13 protein-coding genes and 1 pseudogene are annotated in these 22826 nt (G+C 72.1%); 5 read left to right on the top strand and 9 right to left on the bottom strand.

Translation table 11 applies throughout. The annotated features are described in order from the left end of the window. Positions 1-54: 54 nt before the first annotated feature. Positions 55-1086: a fatty acid desaturase family protein gene (locus tag ACIBO1_RS16760; protein WP_396747064.1), complete on the bottom strand. Its 1032-nt coding sequence runs from the start codon at positions 1084-1086 to the stop codon at positions 55-57. Positions 1087-1195: 109 nt separating this feature from the next. Here ACIBO1_RS16760 and ACIBO1_RS16755 point away from each other — a divergent pair, with 109 nt between their 5' ends. From ACIBO1_RS16755 to ACIBO1_RS16745, 3 genes are all read left to right on the top strand, one after another. Next, the gene (locus ACIBO1_RS16755) at positions 1196-2503 is read left to right on the top strand and encodes a sensor histidine kinase (protein WP_396747061.1); all 1308 of its coding nucleotides are present in this window, start codon (positions 1196-1198) and stop codon (positions 2501-2503) included. Then, a complete protein-coding gene (locus tag ACIBO1_RS16750) occupies positions 2455-3090 on the top strand; it encodes a LuxR C-terminal-related transcriptional regulator (RefSeq protein ID WP_396747058.1) in 636 nt (211 codons plus the stop codon). The genes ACIBO1_RS16755 and ACIBO1_RS16750 overlap by 49 nt, the downstream gene beginning before the upstream one ends. A 202-nt stretch (positions 3091-3292) precedes the next feature. Further along, a complete protein-coding gene (locus ACIBO1_RS16745; RefSeq protein WP_396747055.1) occupies positions 3293-5419 on the top strand; it encodes a Xaa-Pro dipeptidyl-peptidase in 2127 nt (708 codons plus the stop codon). Between the two features lie 121 nt (positions 5420-5540). On the opposite strand, the pseudogene ACIBO1_RS16740 reads toward ACIBO1_RS16745, so the two are convergent. The 4 genes and pseudogenes from ACIBO1_RS16740 to ACIBO1_RS16725 form a co-directional block, all read right to left on the bottom strand. Further along, positions 5541-7061, bottom strand: a pseudogene (locus ACIBO1_RS16740) (cellulase family glycosylhydrolase); the annotation flags it as partial. 289 nt (positions 7062-7350) lie between these two features. After that, on the bottom strand, positions 7351-9450 hold the full coding sequence (locus ACIBO1_RS16735) for an Hsp70 family protein (protein ID WP_396747052.1): 2100 nt from the start codon (positions 9448-9450) through the stop codon (positions 7351-7353). After that, a complete protein-coding gene (locus ACIBO1_RS16730; RefSeq protein ID WP_396747049.1) occupies positions 9450-11351 on the bottom strand; it encodes a dynamin family protein in 1902 nt (633 codons plus the stop codon). The genes ACIBO1_RS16735 and ACIBO1_RS16730 overlap by 1 nt, the downstream gene beginning before the upstream one ends. Beyond that, positions 11348-13195 carry a dynamin family protein gene (locus ACIBO1_RS16725; RefSeq protein ID WP_396747046.1) on the bottom strand — a complete coding sequence of 616 codons (1848 nt, stop codon included), beginning with the start codon at positions 13193-13195 and terminating at the stop codon, positions 11348-11350. Before ACIBO1_RS16725 ends, ACIBO1_RS16730 begins: the two co-directional genes overlap by 4 nt. A gap of 100 nt (positions 13196-13295) precedes the next feature. On the opposite strand from ACIBO1_RS16725, the gene ACIBO1_RS16720 reads away from it, so the two are divergent. Together ACIBO1_RS16720 and ACIBO1_RS16715 are read left to right on the top strand one after the other, a co-directional pair. After that, positions 13296-14189 carry a hypothetical protein gene (locus tag ACIBO1_RS16720; RefSeq protein ID WP_396747043.1) on the top strand — a complete coding sequence of 298 codons (894 nt, stop codon included), beginning with the start codon at positions 13296-13298 and terminating at the stop codon, positions 14187-14189. 81 nt (positions 14190-14270) lie between these two features. Then, positions 14271-14819 carry a hypothetical protein gene (locus ACIBO1_RS16715; RefSeq protein ID WP_396747040.1) on the top strand — a complete coding sequence of 183 codons (549 nt, stop codon included), beginning with the start codon at positions 14271-14273 and terminating at the stop codon, positions 14817-14819. Here ACIBO1_RS16715 and ACIBO1_RS16710 read toward each other — a convergent pair. The 4 genes from ACIBO1_RS16710 to ACIBO1_RS16695 all read right to left on the bottom strand — a co-directional run bounded on the left by ACIBO1_RS16710 (position 14816) and on the right by ACIBO1_RS16695 (position 22823). Further along, on the bottom strand, positions 14816-15526 hold the full coding sequence (locus tag ACIBO1_RS16710; protein WP_396747037.1) for a Crp/Fnr family transcriptional regulator: 711 nt from the start codon (positions 15524-15526) through the stop codon (positions 14816-14818). The genes ACIBO1_RS16715 and ACIBO1_RS16710 overlap by 4 nt on opposite strands. Positions 15527-15622: 96 nt before the next feature. After that, positions 15623-16804 (bottom strand): hypothetical protein, encoded by a 1182-nt coding sequence (locus ACIBO1_RS16705; protein WP_396747034.1) that lies wholly within the window; start codon positions 16802-16804, stop codon positions 15623-15625. After that, positions 16804-20217: a hypothetical protein gene (locus ACIBO1_RS16700; RefSeq protein ID WP_396747031.1), complete on the bottom strand. Its 3414-nt coding sequence runs from the start codon at positions 20215-20217 to the stop codon at positions 16804-16806. Before ACIBO1_RS16700 ends, ACIBO1_RS16705 begins: the two co-directional genes overlap by 1 nt. Beyond that, positions 20214-22823: a hypothetical protein gene (locus tag ACIBO1_RS16695; protein WP_396747028.1), complete on the bottom strand. Its 2610-nt coding sequence runs from the start codon at positions 22821-22823 to the stop codon at positions 20214-20216. The genes ACIBO1_RS16700 and ACIBO1_RS16695 overlap by 4 nt, the downstream gene beginning before the upstream one ends. Positions 22824-22826 lie beyond the last annotated feature (3 nt).

Below are 22826 nucleotides of genomic sequence, written 5' to 3'. Positions count from 1 at the left end.
TCTCCGAACCCGCTGCTTACCCCGCCCCCCGAGGCCTACGCCCCGGCCGGACAGTCACCGCGAGGCGTGTGCGGCCCGGGCGGGGGCACCCACCTCGTGCAGGTGTCGCAGCGCCTGCCGGTACGAGTCGACCAGGCCGGTCTGCTCGTAGCGGACACCGATCTCGGCACAGTACGCCTGCACGATCGGCTGGGCCCGGCGCAGGTTCGGCGTCGGCATGCCGGGGAACAGGTGGTGCTCGATCTGGTAGTTCAGGCCGCCGAGGGCCGCGTCCACCAGCCGGCTGCCGTGGACGTTGCGCGAGGTCAGCACCTGCTTGCGCAGATAGTCCTCGGAGCCGGTCGGATGCGGCATCCCCTTGTGGTTGGGCGCGAAGGTCATCCCGAGATAGACGCCGAAGATCGCCTGGTGCAGCAGCAGGAAGACCACGGCCTGCGGCGGGGTGAGGACGAGCAGCAGGGCCGTGAGGTAGCCGGCGGCGTGCAAAAGCAGCAGGGCGGCCTCGACACCCGGCCGCTTGACCGTGCCGTCTCGCAACGCCTTGACGCTGGACACCTTGAGACTGACGGCGAGCAGCGTGAGCAGGGGGAAGAACAGGACGGCCTGATGCCGGACGATGAATCCGCGCAGCCCACGGCGGCCGAGGGACGCCTCCGCGGCCCAGACGAGCACCTCCGGGGCCACGTCCGGGTCGAGATCGTCGTGGTTGGGGTTGTTGTGGTGGCGGGTGTGCTTGTCCATCCACCACCCGTAGCTCATCCCGACGCCGAGGTTGCCGGCCACCAGCCCGGCGAACGCACTCGGACGCCTGGTCCGGAACACCTGGCGGTGTGCCAGGTCGTGTGCCACGAGCGCGACCTGGGCGAACGTGACGGCGAGGAAGACTGCGGTGATCATCTGCCACCACGACGAACCGAGGGCGAAGAAGGCCGTCCAGCCACCGACGAACATGAGCCCGACGACACCCAACCTCAGGGCGTAGTAGAGGGGCCGGCGTCGCATCAACCCGGCGTCGGTGATCCGGCGGGACAGGACGGCGAAATCGCTGCCGCTCGTCGGGCGCGGTGGCGTCGTGGCGGTCGTCATGGTCCCAGCAGACCGCATACGGGACGCACCCGTCAGGAGTTCTGCCCCCACCCTACGACGGGGTGCTAGCACCACCGAGAAGCGCCTGACACGCAGGCACAATGTGACGATGGACCGGGTCGACGGCGAGGAGCGGGCGTACGCGTGGGCGTGGCGGGGCCTGCGTGCCGTACTCGCCGGTCTGGCCGCCGTCGGTCTGGCCGTGACCAACCTCGTGCTGCTCGGCGTCTCGCTGGTGGCACTGGCACTGGTCCCGGTGCCGTTCCTCGGCATGGCGTTGCTGCCGTGGACGATGACGCTGGTCCGCCACCGCGCGGATCTCGAACGCCGGCTGGCCACCCGCGCCGGTGTCCCGGTGTCCCGGCCCTACCGTCCGCCCCCGGCACGCGGTGTCCCCGGCGGGTGGCGGCGGTTCCGCTGGATCGTCACGGACCCGGCCACCTGGCGCGATCTCGCCTGGCTCCTGCCCGGCGCGGTGGTGTCCACCGCCCTCGGCCTGATCTCCCTGGCCGTGCCGCTCTACGGCGTGATGGGCCTGACGCTGGTGCCGGTGTGGATCTGGCTCGGCACCGACTGGTACGGCTACGGCCTCGTCTGGTCCGTCGACAATGCCGTGGAAGGGCTGGTCTGTGTGCCGCAGGGCGCCGCCATCCTCGCCGGTGGGCTCTGGTTGGCCCCGTGGCTGCGCCGCGTCGACGGGTACTTCACCCGGCTGCTGCTCGCCCCGACCAAGGCCGCGGAGCTGCGACTGCGCGTCACCGAACTGACCGTCACACGGGCCGACACCGTCGACGCCCAGGCCGCCGAGCTGCGTCGCATCGAGCGTGACCTGCACGACGGCATCCAGGCTCGCCTCGTCTCCCTGGGCATGATGATCGGCCTGGCCGACGAGCTGATCGACCGTGACCCGAGCGCGGCTCGTCAGATGCTCGCGGAAGCGCGGGAGTCCAGCGGTACCGCCCTGGTCGAGCTGCGCCATCTCGTCCGCGGCATCCATCCGCCGGTGCTGGCCGAGCGTGGGCTCGAAGGCGCGGTGCGGGCGTTGGCGCTGGGCCTGCCCGTCCCGATCACGGTCGATGTCGACCTGCCCGGCCGACTCGACACGCCGGTCGAGTCGGCCGCCTACTTCGCCGTGGCCGAGACGCTCACCAACCTGGTCCGGCACAGTCGGGCGCGGACCGGGGCGGTGTCCCTGCGGCACACCGACGGCACGCTGACCATGGTCGTCGCCGACGACGGGATCGGTGGTGCCGACCCGGGTGCCGGTTCCGGCCTACGAGGCATCGAACGCCGCCTGGCCGCCTTCGATGGCACGATGACCGTGTCGAGCCCGGTCGGAGGGCCCACCGTCGTCACCATGGAGTTGCCGTGCGCGTTGTCATCGCTGAGGACCACGCACTCCTCCGGGACGGGTTGACCCGGATCCTGCGGGCCTTCGACTTCGACGTCGTCGCGGCCGTCGACAACGGACCTGCCCTACTGCCCGCCCTGGTCAGCCTCCGGCCTGAGGTGGCGGTCGTGGACGTACGGCTGCCACCGACGTTCACCGACGAGGGCCTGCACGCCGCGATCGCCGCCCGTACCCGTCTTCCCGGGCTGCCGATCCTGGTGTTGTCCCAACACGTCGAGCCGTTGTACGCCCGGGAACTGCTCAGCACCCCGCACGGCGGCGTGGGCTACCTGCTCAAGGACCGGGTGTCCCACGTCGGCGAGTTCGTCGACGCGGTCCGTCGGGTCGCCCAGGGTGGCACCGCGATGGACCCCGAGGTGATCTCTCGACTGCTGGCCCGCCGGGAGCCCCTCGCGGCGCTCACCGTCCGGGAGCGGGAGGTGCTCGGCGAGATGGCCGAGGGCCGCTCCAACGCCGCGATCGCCGGCAAGCTGCACATCACCGAGAAGGCCGTCAGCAAACACATCAACAACATCTTCACCAAGCTCGACATGCCGCCCTCCGACGACCACAACCGGCGGGTCCTCGCCGTACTGGCATACCTCAACCCTTGAGGGGCGACGTTCTGTCGTACTCGGACCTGCGGAGTTCCGTCAGGTGTCTCAAGCGTCCACTCTCCACGGACCGTTACCGTCTGCTCACCAGAGGATCGAGTCGGTGCGTGCCGTCGACGACAGTCGGCCGGGACCGCCGACCGCGCCGGGTGCTCCGTTGCTCGTTCGGGCCGCCCGGACGAGCAACGGAGAGGGGCTCACGATGGTGCGACGAAGCGGGCGTCGACGGGTCACCGCCCTGGTGGTGGTGCCATGCGCGGCGGCACTCGTCCTGTCCCTGACGGTCGCGACACCTGCGGTCGCCGCCCCGGATGAGGTCGGGCCGGTCTTCGTCGACGGCCAGGCCCAGATCGTGCCCGAGTTCGCCGACTCCGCCGGTTGGATCCGGCAGCAGTTGTGGGTGGAGACGGAGTTCGACTCCGACGGCGACGGCCGGCGCGACCGGATGCACGTGGACATCACCCGACCGGGACAGACCGACGACGGCCTCAAGGTGCCGATCGTGTACGAGACCAGTCCCTACTACGCGGGCACCGCCTCCACCCAGGCGCAGTATTTCTGGAACGTGCGGCACGAGCTGGGGGAGGAGCCGCCCGCCCGGGTCTCCCCGCCCGCCATCGCCCACCGCGCGACCCGGACGGCGGTCTCCACCAGCGAGGTCGCCACCTGGGTGCCGCGTGGCTTCGCCGTGGTGCACTCCGACTCGCCGGGCACCGGCCTGTCGCAGGGCTGCCCGACCGTGGGCGGCAGCAACGAGTCGTTGGCGCCGAAGGCGGTCGTCGACTGGTTGAACGGGCGGGCCACGGGCTACACCAGCGTCGACGGTGACGTGGAGGTCGCGGCCACCGGCTGGTCCACCGGCAAGGTCGGCATGACCGGTACGTCGTACAACGGCACGCTGCCGCTGGCCGCCGCCACCACCGGCGTGGACGGACTCGAAGCGATCATCCCGATCGCGCCGAACACCTCGTACTACCACTACTACCGCGCCAACGGCCTGGTCCGGAACCCGGGTGGCTGGGTCGGCGAGGACATCGACTACCTGTTCGACTACGTCCACAGTGGCTACCCGGACCGCCGGGCGTACTGCGTCGAGCAGGTCCGGGTCAACGAGCTGAACCGCTTCCAGGACCGCCGCAACGGCGACTACAACGACTTCTGGGCCGGGCGCGACTACCTGCACGCCGTCGGCGGCGTACGCGCGGCGACCCTGATGGCACACGCCTTCAACGACTGGAACGTGATGCCCGAGCACAGCGTGCGGATCACCGACGCGCTCAAGGCCCGGGGCACTCCGGTGCAGATGTACTTCCACCAGGGCGGACACGGTGGTGCGCCGCCGCTGGAGATGCGCAACAAGTGGTTCAGCCGCTACCTGTACGGCCTCCGCAACGGCGTGGAGGACGACGCGCGGGCCTGGGTGGTCCGCAACGAGACCGGGACCAGCACGCTCACCCCGTACCCGGACTACCCGAACCCGGCCGCGCAACCGGTGACCATGGTCCTCCAGCCCGGCGGCGACACCAGCGGCGGGCTGACCTCGCTGGCGCTGCCGGGCGTCGGCGTCGAATCGCTGGTGGACGCCGGTGACACCGCCTGCAACGCCGGCGCCCTCGCCACCACCGTCTCGGACCAGCGGCTGCTCTACGTCACGCCGGAACTCACCGCCCCGGTGCACATCTCCGGCACCGCCACCGTGACGCTGCGGATGCGGTCGAGCAAGCCGGCGGTCAACCTGTCGGTGGCGCTGGTACGCCTGCCCTGGACCAGCGCGTCGGGCTGCACCTCCAGCACCCAGGGCAGCACCACCAGCATCATCACCCGGGGCTGGGCCGACCCGCAGAACCGCCACTCGCTGACCCGCGGCGAGCCGCTCGTGCCGGGGGAGTTCGTCGAGGTGACCGTACCGTTGCAGCCGGACGACCAGGTCGTGCCCGCGGGCTACCGGATCGGCCTGCTGGTCTTCTCCACCGACCGGGAGTTCACCCTGCAACCGGCCCCGGGCAACGTGCTCGGCGTGGACCTGGCGGCGTCGCGGCTGCGGCTGCCGGTGGTCGGTGGGCCGCTCGCCATGCCGATCTGCGCGGGTACCGACACCCGGGCGACCGTGGTGGTCGGCGGCGTGGACAGCCGGGTGGCCAACCGTGCGCTGGCCGGCACCTGCACGATCAACGACCACATCCTCGACGGGGAGCCGTGGCCGAACCGTGGCCAGTTCGTGCGACACGTCAACGAGGTGGTGGACCGGCTGGTCGCGGCCGGGGTGCTCACACCGGGCCAGCGTGGACCGATCGTGTCGGCGGCCGCCCGCTCCGGCGTCGGCGGCTGACCGAGATGTAAGGAGGGGTCCCCTGCTAACGCCTGGTGTATAGCAGGGGACCCCTCCTTACACGCCGGGCGATCGCGAGGGCGGGGCAGCCCGGTCGGGCCGCCCCGCCCTCGCGCCGTCGTCAGCTGGTCGGGAAGTTGTCCGGGGTACGGATCCGGTCGCGGACCCAGACCCCGGCGGGCTTGAGCACACCGGTGCCGGTGTACGAGCTGCCGCCGCAGGTGCCGGCGTTGAAGACGGCACCACTGCGGAAGTCGTCGGAGAAGTTCCAGTTCACCCAACTGATCTTCTTGGTGGCCATCAGGTCCAGGTACTGCTGGGCACGGGTGAAGTCGTTCGCCCCGTCACCGGAGGCGGTCTGGGTGCCGAACTCGGTGACGAAGACCGGCAGCCGGTCGGCGGTCCGGGACAGCGCGTTCAGGTACGTCGTGCCGTGCGAGGCGGCGTAGAAGTGGAACGTGTACATGATGTTCGACGCGTTCACCGGACTGTTGACGATCTCGGTCTCCGAGGAGCCCTCGGACAGGCCCAGCGACGACCAGGCGCGCGTGCCGACCAGCACCACGCCGTCCGGGTCCTGCGCCCGGATGACCGGGATGATCTGCTCGGCGTAGCTCTTGATCGACGCCCAGCTCACCCCGTTCGGCTCGTTGGCCACCTCGTACAGGATGTTGGTCTTGTCCTTGTGGCGCTGGGCGATCTCGGTGAAGAAGGTACGGGCCCGGGCCAGGTTGTGGTTCGGGTCGCCCGGGGTGAGCATGTGCCAGTCGACGATGGCGTACATGCCGCGTGCGGTGGCCCGTTCGATGTAGTCGTGCACCCGGTCGGTGAAGCCGCGCGGGTCGGTCTCGTAGCCGCCCTCCTGGATGTACATGGAGATGCGCAGCACGTCGGCGTTCCAGTCGTAGGCGAGCGCGTCCAGCGAGGCGTTGTTGACGCACTGCGAGTACCACTGGATGCCGTGGGTGCTCATGCCGCGCAACTGGATCGGCCGGCCGTACCGGTTGCAGAGCTGCACGCCGCAGACCCGCAGTTGACCGTTGATCGAGGCGGGGGTGCCGGTCACCGTACCGGGTGCGGTGGTCGCGGAGACCGTCGTGCTCGCCGCCGAGACGTTGCCGGCGGCGTCGCGGGCCCGGACCGAGAAGGTGTACGCGGTGGCGGGGCTCAGGCCGCCGACGGTGGCCGAGGTGGTGCCGACGACGCTGGTGGCGAGCGTGCTGCCCCGGTAGACGTCGTAGCCGGTGACCCCGACGTTGTCGGTCGCGGCGTTCCAGGCCAGCGCCACGCTCGACGTGCTGGTGCCGGTCACCCGGAGGTTGCCGGGCACGCTGGGCGCCTGGGTGTCGGCGCTGCCGCCGCTGCACGAGCCGCCGTTGACGGTGCAGTTGGTCGGCGTGCCGCTGCCGGTGACGATGAAACCGAACGTGGTCGACGCACCGGCGGTCAGGGTGCCGTTCCAGGTGCGGTTGGTGAAGCTGTGCCGGTTGCCGCTGCTGGTCAGCAGGGCGTCCCAGTAGCTGCCGAGGGTGGAGCCGGCCGGCAGGTCGAAGTCGACCCGCCAACTGGTGATGGTGGTGGCGGTGTCGTTGCGGACGGTGAAGCGGGCCTCGTAGCCGCCACCCCACTCCTGGACCTTGGCGAAGTTCGCGGTCGCGGCCTGTGCGCCGGGGGCGGCGACCAGGACGCCGGCGATGGCGAGTGTGGCGGCGAGGACTCCGGACACCGCAGTACGCAGTCTGGACATTCCACTCCCTCTGTCGTCGTGGGGTAGCTGCCGACACGCGTCGAAACAGGACTGTAAAGATGTCTTACAGTCGGGTCAACCCGTCGATGGCAATCCATGCGATCGTCGGGTCGGCCGGCATCGCGTCGACCCGTCGACGACGACCGCGCGCATCCGCTCCGCCGGGAGCCCGACGCCAGCGGGTCTACCGTCCGGTCCCGGACCAGGTGGTGATCCGGACGACCTGGTCGTGCCCTCCCGTGACCAGGGTCGTCGGGCCGCCGAAGGCCACGCCGTGCACCGCCCCGGCGTGATGGACCCGGCCCACCTCCCGGCCCTCCGGCACCGTCCACACGCGCCCGGTGCGGTCGTCCCCGGCGGTGCCGAGCAGACGACCCCACGCACCGAACGCCACCGACAGGACCCCGCCGTCGTGCCGGACGGTAGTGACGGGCTCACCGGACCGGACGTCCCAGACCACGGCGGTGCCGTCGTAGCTGGCGGTGGCGATCAGCGCGCCGTCGGGGCTGAAGGCCACCGCGTTGACCCAGTCATCGTGCGGTAGCGACCGGAGCCGTCTGCGCGCGGCGACGTCCCACACCTCGGCGTCCCGCCGTCCGCCGGCCGTCGCCAGCAGCGCGCCGTCGGGATGCAGGGCGACTCCGTGCAGCAGGTGAGTGCCGGTGAACGTGGCCAGCCGGCGTCCCGATCGACTGTCCCAGAGCACGGCGGTCTGGTCGTGGCTGGCCGTGGCGAGCAGCGTGCCGTCCGGGCTGAAGGTCACCGCGTTTACCCGGTCGTCGTGGCGCACCCGCAGCAGATGGTTGCCGGTGGCGGCGTCCCAGACGCGGGCGGTGCAGTCCCGCCCCGCCGCCGCGACCCGGGTGCCGTCGGGGGCACAGCAGACGCCACCGGCCGCGTCGCCTCCGGGGTCGAGGCGGCGGCGCCAGCGCAGCCGTTCGTGGCGTAGGTCCCAGAGCTGGACCTCGCCGGGCGAGCCGGTCGTCAGGGTGAGACCCGCACCGTCGACCGCCACCGCATAGACCCGGCGTCCCACCGTGATCGTGCGCGGGTCGGTGCGGCCGTGCTGGTCGACGACGGGCGACGCCCCGTCGCCGTCGGGTGTGGGCCCGCCGTCGGGGGTGGCGGCGGTCGGCCTGGTCTGGCCGTGGCCGGGCCGGGCGCCGGAGGCCCGTCGGGAGCCGGGTGTGGGTCGGACGGCCAGGAGCGCCGCACCGTACGCGACGGCCAGCTCCGGTTCGGCGGTACGCAGGACCGGCCGTCCGGTGTGCCCGGACAGGGTCCGCCCGACCGAGGGCATCCGGCTCGGCCCGCCCACCGGGATGATCCGGTCGATGTCGGACCAGTGCAGGCCGAGGTCGTCGAGAAGCCGCTCGCACTCGGCGATGGTCTCCAGCAGCGCCGGCCGGACCAACTCGTCCAGTTCGTCACGGGTGAGCGTGAACGTCGTCGGCGGATCCAGCTCGGTGAGGTGCGCCGGATGGACGGTGACCGTGGAGAGCCGGATCTTGATCTGCTCGCAGGTGTCGCGCAACGCCAGCCGGCGGGGCAGCAGGTCGAGGTCGGTGGTGTCGGCGAACAGGTGGGCGATGCGGTCCGGGAACCGCTGACGGAGGTGGGCCAGTAGCAGGCGGTCGAAGTCGGTTCCGCCCAGGTCGGGAATGCCGCCCGGTCTGCCCAGCACCGCGAAGGCGCCGTCCGGACCGGTCTGCGCCACCGCGCAGTCGAAGGTGCCGCCGCCCAGGTCGTAGACGAGCGCGGTGACCTGCGCCGGCAACGTGGTGTCGGCGAAGGCGTACGCGGCTGCGGCCACCGCGTCCGACTCCAGCCGTACCGTCGCCGGGTCGAAGCCGGCGCGGCCGGCGGCGGTGCGCATGAGCTGCCGGTTGTGTTCCTCCCAGCTCGCCGGCACCGTGACGACGACCCGCTCCGGTGCGCCTGCCACCGTCTCGACGGCCTGGTCGCGCAGGAAGCGCAGCACCTCGGCGGTCAACTCGTGCGCGGTGAGCTCACGGTCCTCACCCAGCGCCGAGGGGATCGGGTCGGCGAAGTCGCGTTTGAAGCGGGAGCGGTAGTGCTGGGGCCGGAGCCGCCCGGCGGTCTCGGCCGCGCCACCCACCGCGAGGGTGCCGTCGGGCAGCAGGCACACCGTCGACGGCACGGTGGGCACGCCCGCCCGTACGGCCGGGTCGCGGGCCAGGACCGGCTCCTTGCCGGGGCGGCCGATCACCAGCGTCGAGGTGGACATGCCGACGTCGACGCCGTAGACGAGGCCGGTGGTCATCACGGTCGCCGGTGTGCCTCGTCGGTCGGCCGGGCCAGGTCGTGGGCCCGGTCCCGGAGCCGGTCGAACTGTTCCTGAAGGCCGGCGAAGACGCCCACCCGGGCGTTCAACTCCGCGATCCGCTCCGCCCGCTCACGCTCGTCCCGGGCCCGGGCGGCAGTCAACCGCCGTTCGGTGGCCGCGTACGACTCGCTCTGCGCGGCCACGTGGTCCTCCAACGCCTGGGCAAGCGCGTCGACGTAGTCGTTGACCTGGTAGGTGAACTGCCGCTCGGCCCGTCGACGGGAGGATTCGATCATCGGGATGACGCGGTCGCGCAGCGCCGCCTCCTGCTCGTGCCGACGGCGACGTTCGGCCTGGAGCTGGGCCTCCTGCCGTCCGGCGAACCAGCCGGTGATCTGCCCGACCATGCCACCGACGATGCCGCCGAGCAACGCGCCCACGATCGGGATGACGCTGCCCGCCACCGCGCCGATCGCGGCACCCGCCCCGCCGTACGCCATGCTGCCGCTCCACCCCGTGCGGAACGTGGCGAAGCGGGTGGGCTTGTTGCTGCGCGTCGGATGCACGTCGTGCACCCCCGCTACGGCGACGAGATCGGTGCCCTGCGGGAGGTCGACGACGACGGAGAGGCGTTGGGCGTACCGGTCCGCCAGATGCTCGGCGGCCAGCCGGAGCTCCCGTTGGGCGCGTTGACCCGCGTCGACGATCTGGGTCGAGACCCGGCGGGCCAGGGCGTTCGGGTCGGATCCGGCCTCGTCCGTGCCGAGGCTGCGCCGGAACTGTTCGGCGATCTGGTCGAAGTCCACGCCGAGTTGGTCGCGTACGCCGCGGGCGGCCAACTCCATGTCCCCGCGCAGGCTGCGTCGCCACCCATGGGTCTCGGCCCGGAGCTTGTCGGCCTCGGCCCGGGCCGTCTCGATCTGCGTGCCCAGCTTGTCGAGGTTGTCGTCGACGAGCGCGGTCAGCTCGGTCGCCAGCGGCGCGATGGCGTCGTCGAGAAGGGTGGTCACGGCGTCCGCGACCCGGACGACCTGCCGGGCTCCGCAGGTGGACGCGAGGGCCCCCCACAGCTCGCGATCGAGGGCGGGGAACCCGGACTCGGCGAGCAACTCGGGGTCCTCGTCGGCCAGCGCGGTGGTCTTGCGTAGGGCGGAGACGGCGACCATCCGCAGCTCGTCCTCGGGTATGCCGGCCACCGCGGCGATGCGGCTGCGGGCTGCCGCCACCACGGGCTGCGGGTCGACGACCTTGTCGATGCAGGTGATCGCGACCAGCACGGTCGGGCACTGGGCCAGGGCGTGGGTGAGGAACTCCAGTTCGGGCGTACCGAGGGGCTCGACCGCCGACGAGACGAAGATCAACGCGTCAGCCTGGGGCAGGAAGGCCCGGGTCGCGGCCGTGTGCGCCGGGTTGAGGCTGCCGATCCCGGGGGTGTCGACGAGCACCAGGCCGGAGCGCAGCCGCTCCAGCGGCAGCCCGATCTCCACCAGGCTCACCCGGCGGGTGTTGTCCGGGTTCGCCTGCTCGGTCACGAACCCGCCGATCTCGTCCGGCCGGACCGACAGCGGGGCGGGTGCGGCGGACGGTTCGTCCGGGTCCTCCGCGAAGTGCACCACCGCCTGTTCCGTTTCGGCCCAGTGCAGCGCGGTGGCGGTCGCGGTGGTGACGTCCAGGTCGACCGGAAAGAGTCCGATCCGTTCCACCAGCGCGTTCAGCAGGCTCGACTTGCCCTGCCGGAACTCGCCGCAGACGACCACGTGGTAACGGCCGGCCGCCACCCGCTCGCGTTCGGCGGTCAGCGTCCGGACGGCGGATTGCGGCAGGTCGTCGGCGAGGGCGACCTGGACGTGGTCGAGGAGGGAGAGCGTGTCCTGTCGGAGTCGATCGAGTGCGTTCACTGGTCACCTCTCTGAAGGGCCGGGCGGTGGACGATCACCTGCTGGTCGTGCGGCGCCGTGCCGTCTCCGGCCGGAGCGGGTGATCCAAGGTCGTCGACGCCGGACAGCAGGCGCAGCGCCTGGCGTGCCCGGTGGGCGATGTGTTCGTGGCACCGCCGCATGGTGGCCACCGCCCGCGCGGTGGGCCGGTCCAGCGTCGGATCCTGCTCCCGGGCCGCCCAGGCGCGGACCCGTTCCCGGGCCCGGTCGAGGATGAGCCGCGGTGCGCTCTCCTCGGGCAGGCCCAGCCGGGCGGCGCAACTGGTGCCGTGTTCCCCGGTGACGCGCAGCAGTTCGGCCGACTCTTGCGCGGTGAGCGTCACCTCGCCGTTGTAGAAGGCCGACAGCGTCCGCAGTTCGGCGAAGGCGGGCATCCGGGCGCGTAGTCGCTCGACCGCGGCGGCGACCTCGCCCACCGGCGCGGGTACGGGCGGCCCGCCCCGCTGCGCGGTCAGCCGGACACGCGCCACCTCCCGGTCGGCGTCGCGCAGTCCGTGGTCGAGTTTGAGCAGTGTGGACCGGTTGCCGAAGTGGCTGACGATCAGGTCCTCCAGGGCGCTGACCCCGCTGTCGGCACGCAGCCGGTCCCGAAGCTCGGCAGGGGTGAGACCGTCCCGGACGTACCCGCAGGCGCGGGTGACGCCCCAGGCGCCGAGATGTTCGGTCAGCGCCCGGCGTTCGGCGACCGGCAGGGTGATGCCGCTGAGGTTCGGCGCGTGGGCGAAGCGGCCGACGTCGGCGGCGTGGCGGACGAGCCGTCGCGGGTCGGCGGTGGCGAGGTCGGCCAACCAGTCCAGGTGCTCGTCGGTCAGGGTCTGCCCGCCGATGCCGAGCAGCCCCGAGACGGGCAGGATGGTGTAGAACATCCGCCGCATCCGGGGCCGACGAAGATGCTCGTCGGCCAGTGCGCGCGCCGCGACCATCGGGTCGAACGTCATCGGGTCCGGGCGGCCTGGCAGGTCCGCCATCGGTGGCCAGAATTGGTCGCAGCGGGTCAGTACGCCGAAGGACCGCAGCGGTGTGATCGTACCGCCGACATCGCCGAGGAACTCCTCCAGCGTCGCCTTGTCGGTCTCGTGCAGGGCGCGGCTGAACAGATAGAGCACGGCGTCGGCGCGGTCCAGTTCGGCGGCGCTGTCCTGGTGCACGTCCCGCGCGGTGCGGTGCAGGACGTCGAGTGTGGAGCCCACCGCGACGCCGCCATCGGTCGGCGCTAGCCCGAGGAACTCGCTGGTGTTCGCCGAGTCGACGCCGTACACGCTGCCCAGCCCGGGTGTGTCGACCAACCGGAACCGGCACAGCAGGTCGTGGGGCAGCCCGAACTCCACCTTGCGGATGCGCCGCAGGTGCGCCAGGTGCTCGGGGTCGCGGACGGTCAGTTCGCGCAGCCGCTCCGGTGGCAGTTCGGTCGGCGTCGGGTCACCCCGGTAGTGGACCCGGACGGTGGGCACCGGGGCGTATCGCAGCTCGTTGACGGTGAAGGTCAACTCCAGTTGGCCGGTGGCCGCCACCGGTGTGCCGAGCAGCGCGTTGACGAGCGTCGACTTGCCGCGCTTGATCTGGCCGACGACGGCGACCCGCATCGGCTGGGACAGCCGGTCACCGGCCTGCCGCAGCAGGTCGGCCAACGGGTCGAGCGCCGGTCCGCCGGTCCGGGCGAGGGCGGCGCAGCGTGCCAGCTCCGTCAGCACGGAGCCCGGTGGCGGGTGCGGGGGCACGACAGTGGGGGACATGGCCCTGGCCTTCCGGGTCACGATGCCGGTCGCGTCGAGGCTATGTCCGGCGGCGACCCCTGTTCCGGTCATACGACGGCATCTGAGGTGCTCGGGCGGTCCGACAATGACCGCGCCGCCGGTCCGGCGGAAGCGGTGGATCCCGCCCCGGTGCCCGAGAGGAGACGGAGACATGGCCCAGCAGGGGAGGTTCGTCCGCAGGCTGCTGATGGCGGTCGACATCGAGGGGTACAGCCGGCGTACCGCGGCGACCCACTACGACGCCCAGGTGCGGCTGCTGCGGATCGTGCAGTGCGCCTGCCGCTACGCGCGGATCCGCCAGGTCGAGCCGCAGGAGAGCGGCGACGGCCTGATGCTGGTGTTCCCGCCGGGGCTCGACGAGGCCCGCGTGGTGCCGGCGCTGATCCGGGGCTTCCGGCACGGGCTGTACGAGAACAACCGTGATCCGGGCGAGTTCGGACCGATCCGGGCCAGGATGGCGATCGTGGAGGGTGCCACCGCCCGCAGTCCCAACGGCTACGCCGGTCCGGCCTCGATCCTCGTCAACGACCTTGTGGGCGTGCCGGTGCTGAAGCGGAAGCTGGCCGACGCCCGGCCGGACAGCGACGTCGCGGTCATCGTGCCGCACCCCCTCTATGCGGACCTGGTCAGCCAGAACTATCCCGGCCTGTCCCGTGAGCACTTCTCCCGCGTCGAGTTGGCCCTGCGGGGGGAACCGGTGGTCGCCTGGATCTGTCTCCCGCTGGCCGGGCCGGCACCCGATCCGCACGGTGCGGAGGTCCGCTGGGACGGGGTCGCCACGGTGCTCACGGTCTCCGGGCTCGCCACCGTCGCCGCCGAGTTCGCCCGCCGTCACCGGGCGGCCGTGGTAGCCGCCGGGCGTGCGACGTCGCCCGGCGGCCGGGACACCCACCACCGTGACCACGACGACCCTGACCGCTGGGAGCACCATCCGCCCAGCCACCACGACGACGTCGACGAGCCGCGCCACGACCTGCACCACCACGACGACGACCTGCACCACCACGACGACCTGCACCACGACGACGACCAGTCGCACCCCTGACCGGCGCGACGGTGGTGACTTTCGGTGTCGATGCCATCACCTGAGGTCGATCGACCGGCCGATCGGTGGTGTGCTGTCGGCATGACCGGCCTGCCATCGCCGCCACCCGACCCGCCCCTGACCCCCGCCGAGGAGATCGCCGTCGCCGGCACCATCAACGCCTCGTTCCAGGTCGCCACCCAACAGGCGGACAGCAAGGTCAGCATGTTGCTCGTGGTGCACTCCGGCATAGCCGTGGTGATGTCCACCCACCTGAAGGGGGCGGCCGGGCTGGTGGCCTCCGGTGCGGCGGCCGGGTTGGCAGCCGTACCGTTGCTGGCGGTCGTGGTGGTCGGTTTCCTGGTCTCCGGATACCACCTCATGCAGGGACTTCGGCCACGACTGACGCCGCCGGCGCCGGACAACCGGTTCGCGTTCCCGGCGGTCGCCGCCGGGGCCCTCGGTGGACCGGAGGCGCCCGCCGCCGGGGCGGCCTCCGGCCGGTTGCGTGCCGAGGCATGGGAGTCGGCCCGGCGGCTGGCGGAGATCGCGATGGTGAAGAACCAGCACGTGGTCAGGGCACTGAACTGGATGGCGCTGATGGTGCTGGCGGCGCTGGTGGCGATGACCCTGGTGACCCTCGCCGGTTAGGGCGCGACGGCTGCTGCCACGGTCCGCAGCCGTCCCGCGTCCGTGATCACCACCCGTCGGTAGCCGAGTGTCACCGCGCCGTCGCGCTTGAGTCCGGCGAGCGCCCGCTGCACGCTCGGCTCGGCCGCGGCCACCAACTCGGCCAGGTCGGAGTGGCTCAACGGCACGTCGACGAGGATGCCGTCGCTGACCGGACGGCCGTAGACCTCCCCCATGTGCACGAGCAGCCGGGCGATCCGGACCCGCACCGGGTCGCCACCGACGTCCACCCGGTGCCGGTTGGCCATCCGCAGCTTGGCGGTGACGACCCGGCGTACCGCCCCGGCGAGTTCGGGACGGTCGTCGAGCAGCCGGCGGAAGTCCGCTGCGGGGGTGACCCGTCCGGACGCGGCCGCCGCCGCCACGACCGACGCGGAGCGCGGGCCGCCGTCGAGGACGGCCAGCTCACCGATGAGGTCACCGGGGACTCGGACGGCGAGCAGGGTGGGGTTGCCGTCCGCCTTGTGGCCCAGCACCCGGACGTGTCCGCGCAGCAGCAGGATGACCGCGGTGCCGGTGTCGCCCTCACGGATGATCAGGTCGCGGGGCCGCCACGACCGGGGACTGCCGGCCGCCAGCATCACCGCGCGGTCGTTCTCGGGCAGCCCGGCGAGGAAGCTGCCGGCGGGCCACGGGCTGCTGGGGGCGGTTCGCTGTTCGGGGATCACGGAAGCTCCCGGGTGGGCCGGCGAAGCGGATGCGAGGAAGCTAACGCCCGCGGGCGGCCACCCGGCATCATCCTTCACGGTACGCCGGAGACCCGTTCACTCTGTGTAGATCACTCGACCGTCCAGTGTGTTCTCGCCGACTCGGTAGGCGACCCGGAGCACCCATTCCACGTGATGACGCCGTTTGGTCTGATCGCTCGCCACCTTCATGTCCAGATTCGGACTGGTCGACTTCTTGCTGTTCCTCGGCCAGCAGGGCGGATAGGGGCCGGCGGGCACGGTGATCTCGGCGTCGTGGCCGGCGAAGCGGTCCCGCAGCAACACGTCGGACCGCTCGGCGAAGCGCCGCCACCAGCTGCCGGGTGCGGGCAACGGGCGCGGGAACAGGGAGCGCACCGCCTCGTCGACCACCACCAGGCGGCGCAGTCGACCGCCCTGGTCGCGCTCGTCTGCGTACTCCCGCAGTCGGCGCAACAGGTGCTCCCGGTAGTGCCGCTGCTGGCCCTCCTCGTCCAGCCGATGCTTGCCCGCTCGGGCCGGGTGCAGACTGTGGTCCAGCGACGCGCGACTACCCGCCAGGCTGAGCACGTCGGTCACCAGGCGCGCCAGGTCGTCCTCGCGTGCGTGCAGCGCCGCGAACACCTCGGCGTCCGGTTCCGCACAGGGCAGGTCGAGTCCCGCGCTGCCCACACCGGGCAGGGCCGGTACGAGCGCGCCCGGCGGCCCGGCGACACCCTCTCCCAACCGGGCGAGTCGGCCGCGCCAACGGGTGGCCTGCCGATCGGGAAATCCGAGGCAGGTCAACCACATCCACTCCCAACAGTGGGCCGGGTCGGACGGGGGTGCGGCGTCCCGCCAGGCGGCCAGCTCGTCGTCGGCGAGGAACTGCGCCACGAGCGCGTCCACCTCGGCCGCGAGTACCGGCCGACCCCGCCCCGGACCACCGGCCGGCACGGAGCCGGAGGTGGACGCGGCCGCAGCCGGGCTCCGGGACGCCGGGACGGACGGCTCGGTGTCCCCGGTGCGCGGTGCACCGACGGTGGGCTCAGCGGCGGTCGGTGCCGGACCGGCGGCGGCCCACAGTCGGCGCAGCACGTCGCCGATCAGCCGGCCCGTCTCCCGGTCGGCGTCGTCACCGGGCGGCGGCCAGTGGGCGGCGGCAGCCAGCGCCCGGCCCAGCTCGTCGAGGGCCCGCCGGGCCTGGTCGGCGCGGGGTCCGCCGCGCCGGGCGAGGGCGTCGAGCGTCACCTCGAGCGGCGTACCGTCCGTCGGCTGCATCAGTGCTTCCCGGTGAACGGGTCCCAGTCGTCGTTCCACATCGGTTCTCCCTCGCTCATCGCGGTGTGGAAGACGGCTCCGGGGTGGCCGAGCATGTCGGTCAACCGGGTCGTGGTCAGGTATCGCGGATAGCCACGGTGCACCCGCAGCCAACCGCGTCGGTCCAGGGAGGCGAAGTAGGGCACCGCGCGGTCGTACGGTCCGTCGGGCGGCTCGAGATGTGCCAGGACGACGGTGTCGCCCGCCGCGTCGACCCCCTCGAACTGCCACAGCCGGCGGCCGTCACCGACGTCTACGGGTGCCGGCAGCGGCTGTTCGCCGACCATCCCGGGCACCGGCGGCTCGTCCGGGTGCAGGGTGTGCATCCGGTGCGGCCACGCCGGGTGGTCGGTGGCGGCGGGGAAGACCAGGGTCGCGTCGTCCGACCGGTGGCCGGTGTGGCGGGCCGACGGCGCCCCGACGTGGATCGCGACCGGCAGCCGGTCGATGGTCCCGTCCGGTCCGGTGACTCCCGCCCGCAGGCGGGGCAGGATGTTCGCCCCCGGCTCGTGCAGCAGGTGGTCGGGGGTCCCGCCCACGCAGAGGAAGACCGTCGGGGTGAGGTCCTGGTCGATCTGTAGTTGGAAGTACAGGTCGGCGGGGGGCTCGCCGGGCAGCGTCAGACCGGTCTGGCGCAACGCGTGGGTCGCCAGGTGGAACTGGAACTCGCCCCACTCGATGGATTCGCGGGCGCCCAGGTCGCGGTGCACCCGCAGGTTGCGCGGAACCGGATACCAGCGGCTGCGTGCGGCCAGGTTGCCGTTGCGGTCGCTGTACCGGCAGGGGGTGCCCGCCTCCAGCAGTAGCAGCCCGCTGCCGCCGTCGGGCTCGCGCAGGAAGAAGTGGCACGGCAGGGAGAGGAACATGTTGTTAACGTCGATCATGACGGCGCTGCCGCCCCGGTTGAGCTGGGCGACGATCCCGGCGCCATCCTCGGCGGTGCCGCGTAGGTTCTGTTGCTCCTCCGCCCAGCAAGCACCGAGCGAGGCGGCCTGCTTCGCGTTCGTGGTCTCCACCGCCATCGCCGACGGGTCCCAGGCCCCGGTGGCGCCGTGCTGGGTGAGCCGTCGGGCGAGCGTCTCGCCGACGAGTTGGCGTACTACCGGCATCTGGGCGCTCCGCCCGGAGAAGAAGACCTGGTCGAGCGGTTCCGCGTCCGCGCCGCGCAGGCGTACGTTGACGATGTCCGCGGCCAGGTCGGCCGCCTTGACCACGACCGGCCGGACCAGGCGGACGAAGTCCTCGCTGGACAGTTCCAGCGACGGCGCGCGCGCACCGCCGTCGAGCAGCGGCACGTCGCTCCGGCGGACCTCGGCGAGAACCTGGTCGAGTTGGGTGTCGAGCACGGTGACGGATCCCGGCCCGGTCAGCCGACCCAGCTCGATCTTGACGCTCTCCGCCTCCGTCCACAGCAGATTGAAGGCGTACGTCGAGATGCCCGACTCGGCGTCGGTCGGAAGCAGGTCACTCAACGCCTGGCGGACCGACGACGGGGCCGGATCGAGCGACTGGTTCGCCAGCACCATCGGAGCCAGTGGCTGGTAGCTGCCGTCGATCGCCCGGCTGACCCCGGGCCACTGGTAGGTGTCCTGCATCCGCCGACGCTCCTGCTCCGGCAGGTTCGCCACCAGCGCGTCGGTCAACCTGGCCTTGATCCAGTAGAAGACCCGCAGGGTGAGCAGGTCACCGCCGAGCTGCGGATGTCCGGTGGAGCCGAGTACCCGTGGGGTGATCAGGTAGGAGCAGCCCGCCCTCGGGTCGTTCGCGGCGGCCGGGGTCCGGTCCTCCAGGTCGAGGGCGAGCAGGGCGATGTCGGTGGTCCCGCCCCCGATGTCGATGACGAGCAGGTTCCGTCGCCAGACCCGGTGTCCGGCCACGTCGACCGGACGGCTGCGACTGCGGAACCGTTCCATCCCCTCCGGCAGACTGCCGCGCAGCTCCCGCATGAGGAAGTACATGCCGGCCGCGACCCCCTCGTCGTAGGTGAAGGTCGGCAGCGGCACCAGCAGGTCGTCCTGGAACAGGCTGCGCAGTCGTTCCCGGCGCGCCGGTGGCATGGTGGTCGGATAGGTGACGACGACGTGGCCCACCGCCTGCGGCTGCCCCGTTCCGCCGCGCGCGGCGAAGCGCAACGCGCTGTCGATGAGCCAGTTGTAGGCGTGCAGCACCAGGAAGTCGCTGTTGGCCGGCTTCCTGGGCGCGGGCTTCCAGTTCAGCCCCGCCAGGTCCGGCGCCAACGGCCGGCTCCGGCCCAGCGACCGTTTGAGCCCCGGCAGCGACCGGACGTAGCCCTTCTCGTCCTCGGTCGGCCGCACCAGGCTGACCCGGGCCGGCGCGGGATCGGTGCCGATGACGTGCACGGTGCTGGAGACGGTGTCCGGGTTGTCGACCTGGTCGAACTGGACCTTCATCAGCTTCGAGGTCGTCAGCGCCGGGGTGTAGAGGGCGTCGTCGAGGATCCGGTGCAGGCGGCCCGCGAGCCAGGTGCCCAGCAGGGGATCGCTGGTGGCCCCCGGCCGCAGTGCGATCAGCACCAGGTCCCGGATCCGGGCCCGGAACTCGTTGACACCCTCCCTGGCGTCGTCGAGCAGCCGGACCAGTTCGTCGATGTCGGTGAACGGGTGGTCCGGTGCGCCCGGCAGGCCGACGGTGCGTTCCCGCACCAGCCGCAGGCACTTGTCGCGCAGGTCGAGCCAGGCGCGGCGGGCCGCGCCGTCGTCTGGCCCGGCGGACTGAAGCAGCTCGGCCAGCGCGGTGCGGAGAACCTCGTCCTGTGCGGGGTCGAGGTCGCTGCCCTGGATCTTGTGGTCGTTCACCATGGTGATGGTGGAGCTGGAGGTGCCGAAGTCGATGGCGAACATCTTGGCCACCTGGTGCCCGGTCACCGGCTGCCGCAGCGGCTGCTCGGCCACCCCGCTGCCCAGCCCCTCGCCCCCGGAGAGCGTCTCGGTCTCCGGCTCGGCGTCGGGTGCCGCGAACTCCAGCAGCAGCGGGAAGTCCCGGGTGGTGACCGCTTCGCCGCCGAAGGTCACCCGCCAGGTGAGCCGGACGGACTCCAGCCGACCGGCCGCGCCGGGCAGGTTCAGATACTCGAAGACCGGAAGCGCGGCGGACACTTCCTGGGGCTCGCCCACGGTGACGGCCCGCCACGACGTCGTCGGGTAGTTGCGGGCCAGGTACCGACCGAGGGCCCCGGTGGCCGGTGCGGCGTCGGCGAGGAACACGTCCCACACCTCCACCGGCCCGCCGACGGCGCGGATCGCCACCCGAGGCAGGTGATAGCGCCCGTGGTGCGGGTACAGCCGGAACCGGTCGGGTGCCACCACGGCGGTACGGCTGCCTGCTGCGGGCTCGAAGAGCATCTCGACGGTCACTTGTTCTCCTCCTGGCTGGAATCCAGATCGGTCGGCCAGTCCCGGAGCAGTCGCTGCCACACCGAGCCGGTCGTGGTGCCGCCCGGCTGGGTGTTTCCGCCGAGCCAGGCGGCGGACCCGTCGGGGACGAGCCGCTCGATCGACACCGCCTTCGGGATCTCCTGGTGGACCTCGGTGACCTCCCGCCGGACCCGGTCCGCCAGGTCCACCAGCGCGTCGAACAGGCGTTGCTGGGCGACGCGCAGCACCCCGTCGGTGACCTCCTGACGCATCCGCAGCAGCCGGACGACGTGCTGTTCCTGCCCCTCGTCCTGGCTGGTCACCGCGGCCTGCCCGGGTGCGGTCGCCCACGGCAGTTGCTGGGCGGGCAGCAGCGGGAACAGATCGGGTACGTCCGGGCCGTCGAGAGGTGCCGGTTGCGCCAACGCGTCGGACCGTCGACGGATGCGTCTGACCACCCATTGCACCTGGGTGTAGCTGCGTAACCAGGTACGCCGGTTGGCCCCGCCGTCCGGGTCCAGCGCGGCGAGCGCCGCCGCCCGGGCCGGTTCGTCGAACGGGTCGCCGGGACCGTTCCACACCGAGCCCAGGGCTTTAGTCGTCTCGTCGACCCAGAGTGCGGTGAGCCGGTTGAACTGACGACCCGCCTCCCGGGTGGCGTCGGCGACGAGGCCGGCGAAGCGGAGCCGCAACTGGGCGGTGTTCGTCAGCAGTTCGGCACCGCCGCCCCCGGTCTGCGGGGTGTGGGTACGCCGGTCCTCCTCGTCGTCCTCGTCGACCACGTGCTCACCGGCGGCGGAGGTGGGGACCATCACCCGTCCGGTGTGCAGCGTGGCGTCGAGCGTCTCGTCCCAGCCCTGCCAGGCGAACACGGTGCGGGCCACGGAGACCCGCAGCAGGTCGAGGGAGTCGTCCAGATGCTGTCGCCACGCCGGGTCGGCGGTGCCGGGGCGCAGCTTCGCCGCACCACCGACGAGGACCTGTTCCGCGGCGAGCAGTTCGTCGCGCAGCCGGAACAGGTCGTTCACCACGTCGTCGCCGGCCTGCCGGGAGGTGCTGGTGTCGTGCCAACCGAGGGTGGTGACCAGTTGGTGCATCGTCGCGGTGTGCCGGCGCAGCGCGTCGAGCTTGAGCCGTACGCCGTGCTCCGTCACGTGCCGGGCGACGAGCGTCCGCAGCGCCTCGACGCCGCCGTCCTCGGCGGCGGCGGTGACGGCCCGGGCCAGTGGCGCGGTGGCGTCCCTGGCGGTGAGCGCGTCCCCGATCCCGCGCCAGGCCGCCATCCGTTGCTGCACGACCGCACGGTGGGCGGCGAGCACCCCGGCCAGTTCCCGGTCCGGCCGGTACGGCATCCGATGCGCGTCGATGGCGTGCAGGAGACTGGTCAGGGCGATCCGGTCGGGGCGTCGGCCGGTCAGCTCGTATCCGGTGCGGGCCAGGTCGCGGAAGCCGGGGTCGGTTCGGGCGAGCTGGTCGACCGTGACCGCCCCGGTGGGCGCGGCCGGCGGGGTGAGCAGGTCGAACATGGTGCCCACCACGAGCACCGAGTCGGCCAGCTCGGCCTTGCTGCGTCCGTGCCCGGCCAGCAGCGCCAGGAACCGGGTGGCGACCTCAGTGCCGGGCCGTTCCGACCGGACAGTGATGAGGATGGTGTGGGTGTCGCGCAGCAGGGCGGCCGACAGGAAGTCGTCGCGGGCGGCACCGCGCGCGTTGAGGCCGGGGAAGTCGAGGAACTCGACCTCCTGGACGCCGGCCAGCCGGTCGACCGGCCACCGGTCCGCCGGCACCGAGACCTGGAGCGTGATCCGCCCCAGCAGGGGAAAGATCTCCCGAAGCACCGTGGCGGTCAGTTCGGTGTGCGCCGGGAGGGGGATCGCCGGTGCACGGACCGGATAGGACGACGGTGGTCTGCGTGCGCCGCCGATGGTCAGTCCCTCGGCGTAGGCGTCCAGGTGCAGCGGCCGGGACGCCCCGGCGTTCGTCGGGTGCACCAGTTCGCCGGCACGGTCCAGGGCGTCCCGGATGCGCAGCAGCTCCCACGCCGAGTCTCGGATGGCCAGGACGCTGGTTTCGGGAAGAGCGCCCTCGGGATGCTCCGGCCAGACGTACCGGCGGCACCACTTCTCGAAGGTCGTCCAGCCGTCCCGCACCGGGTGATACCCGCGCAGGGTCGACACGTCGACCGGCAGGTCGGTCTCGGCGACCGTATTGCAGATCTTGTTGAGGATGAAGACCGCGCCGGCCGACACCTGTGCCGCCGACAGCAGGCTCACCGAGGCGGACGTCACCTCCACTGGTGAACCCGGTGGCCCGGCACCGAGCCGGACGGCGGTGACGTTGCCGGTCGTCGCCTCCGTCGACACCGGGAGCAGCTCCGGACGACCGAGCAGCGTGCCCAGCAGCAGGGACTTGCCGGCGCTGTACTCACCCACCACGCCGATGGTCACCGGTGCCAGGCAGGCGTTCTCCAGCTCGTAGGTCTGGGCGACCAGGTCCTTGCGTAGGTCGAGGAGTTCGGCGGGCCCGGTGGCGGTCTGCGTCTGTAAGCGGACCCGCTCGGCCCATCGTCGGTACCCGTCGATCCGGTCCTGTGTGGTGTGCGACATTGG

Origin of the sequence: Micromonospora sp. NPDC049903, from assembly GCF_044460945.1 — a bacterium.
Lineage (GTDB): Bacteria > Actinomycetota > Actinomycetes > Mycobacteriales > Micromonosporaceae > Micromonospora.
Note: the sequence above shows the minus strand (reverse complement) of the source record. Positions and strands in the feature narration are given on the sequence as shown.

Coding starts and splice junctions, on each gene's coding strand:
- ACIBO1_RS16745 (WP_396747055.1), top strand. CDS start 3,293: ATGGTGCGACGAAGCGGGCGTCGACGGGTCACCGCCCTGGTGGTGGTG.
- ACIBO1_RS16735 (WP_396747052.1), bottom strand. CDS start 9,450: ATGACCACCGGCCTCGTCTACGGCGTCGACGTCGGCATGTCCACCTCG.
- ACIBO1_RS16760 (WP_396747064.1), bottom strand. CDS start 1,086: ATGACGACCGCCACGACGCCACCGCGCCCGACGAGCGGCAGCGATTTC.
- ACIBO1_RS16725 (WP_396747046.1), bottom strand. CDS start 13,195: ATGACCGGAACAGGGGTCGCCGCCGGACATAGCCTCGACGCGACCGGC.
- ACIBO1_RS16695 (WP_396747028.1), bottom strand. CDS start 22,823: ATGTCGCACACCACACAGGACCGGATCGACGGGTACCGACGATGGGCC.
- ACIBO1_RS16720 (WP_396747043.1), top strand. CDS start 13,296: ATGGCCCAGCAGGGGAGGTTCGTCCGCAGGCTGCTGATGGCGGTCGAC.
- ACIBO1_RS16755 (WP_396747061.1), top strand. CDS start 1,196: ATGGACCGGGTCGACGGCGAGGAGCGGGCGTACGCGTGGGCGTGGCGG.
- ACIBO1_RS16705 (WP_396747034.1), bottom strand. CDS start 16,804: ATGCAGCCGACGGACGGTACGCCGCTCGAGGTGACGCTCGACGCCCTC.
- ACIBO1_RS16715 (WP_396747040.1), top strand. CDS start 14,271: ATGACCGGCCTGCCATCGCCGCCACCCGACCCGCCCCTGACCCCCGCC.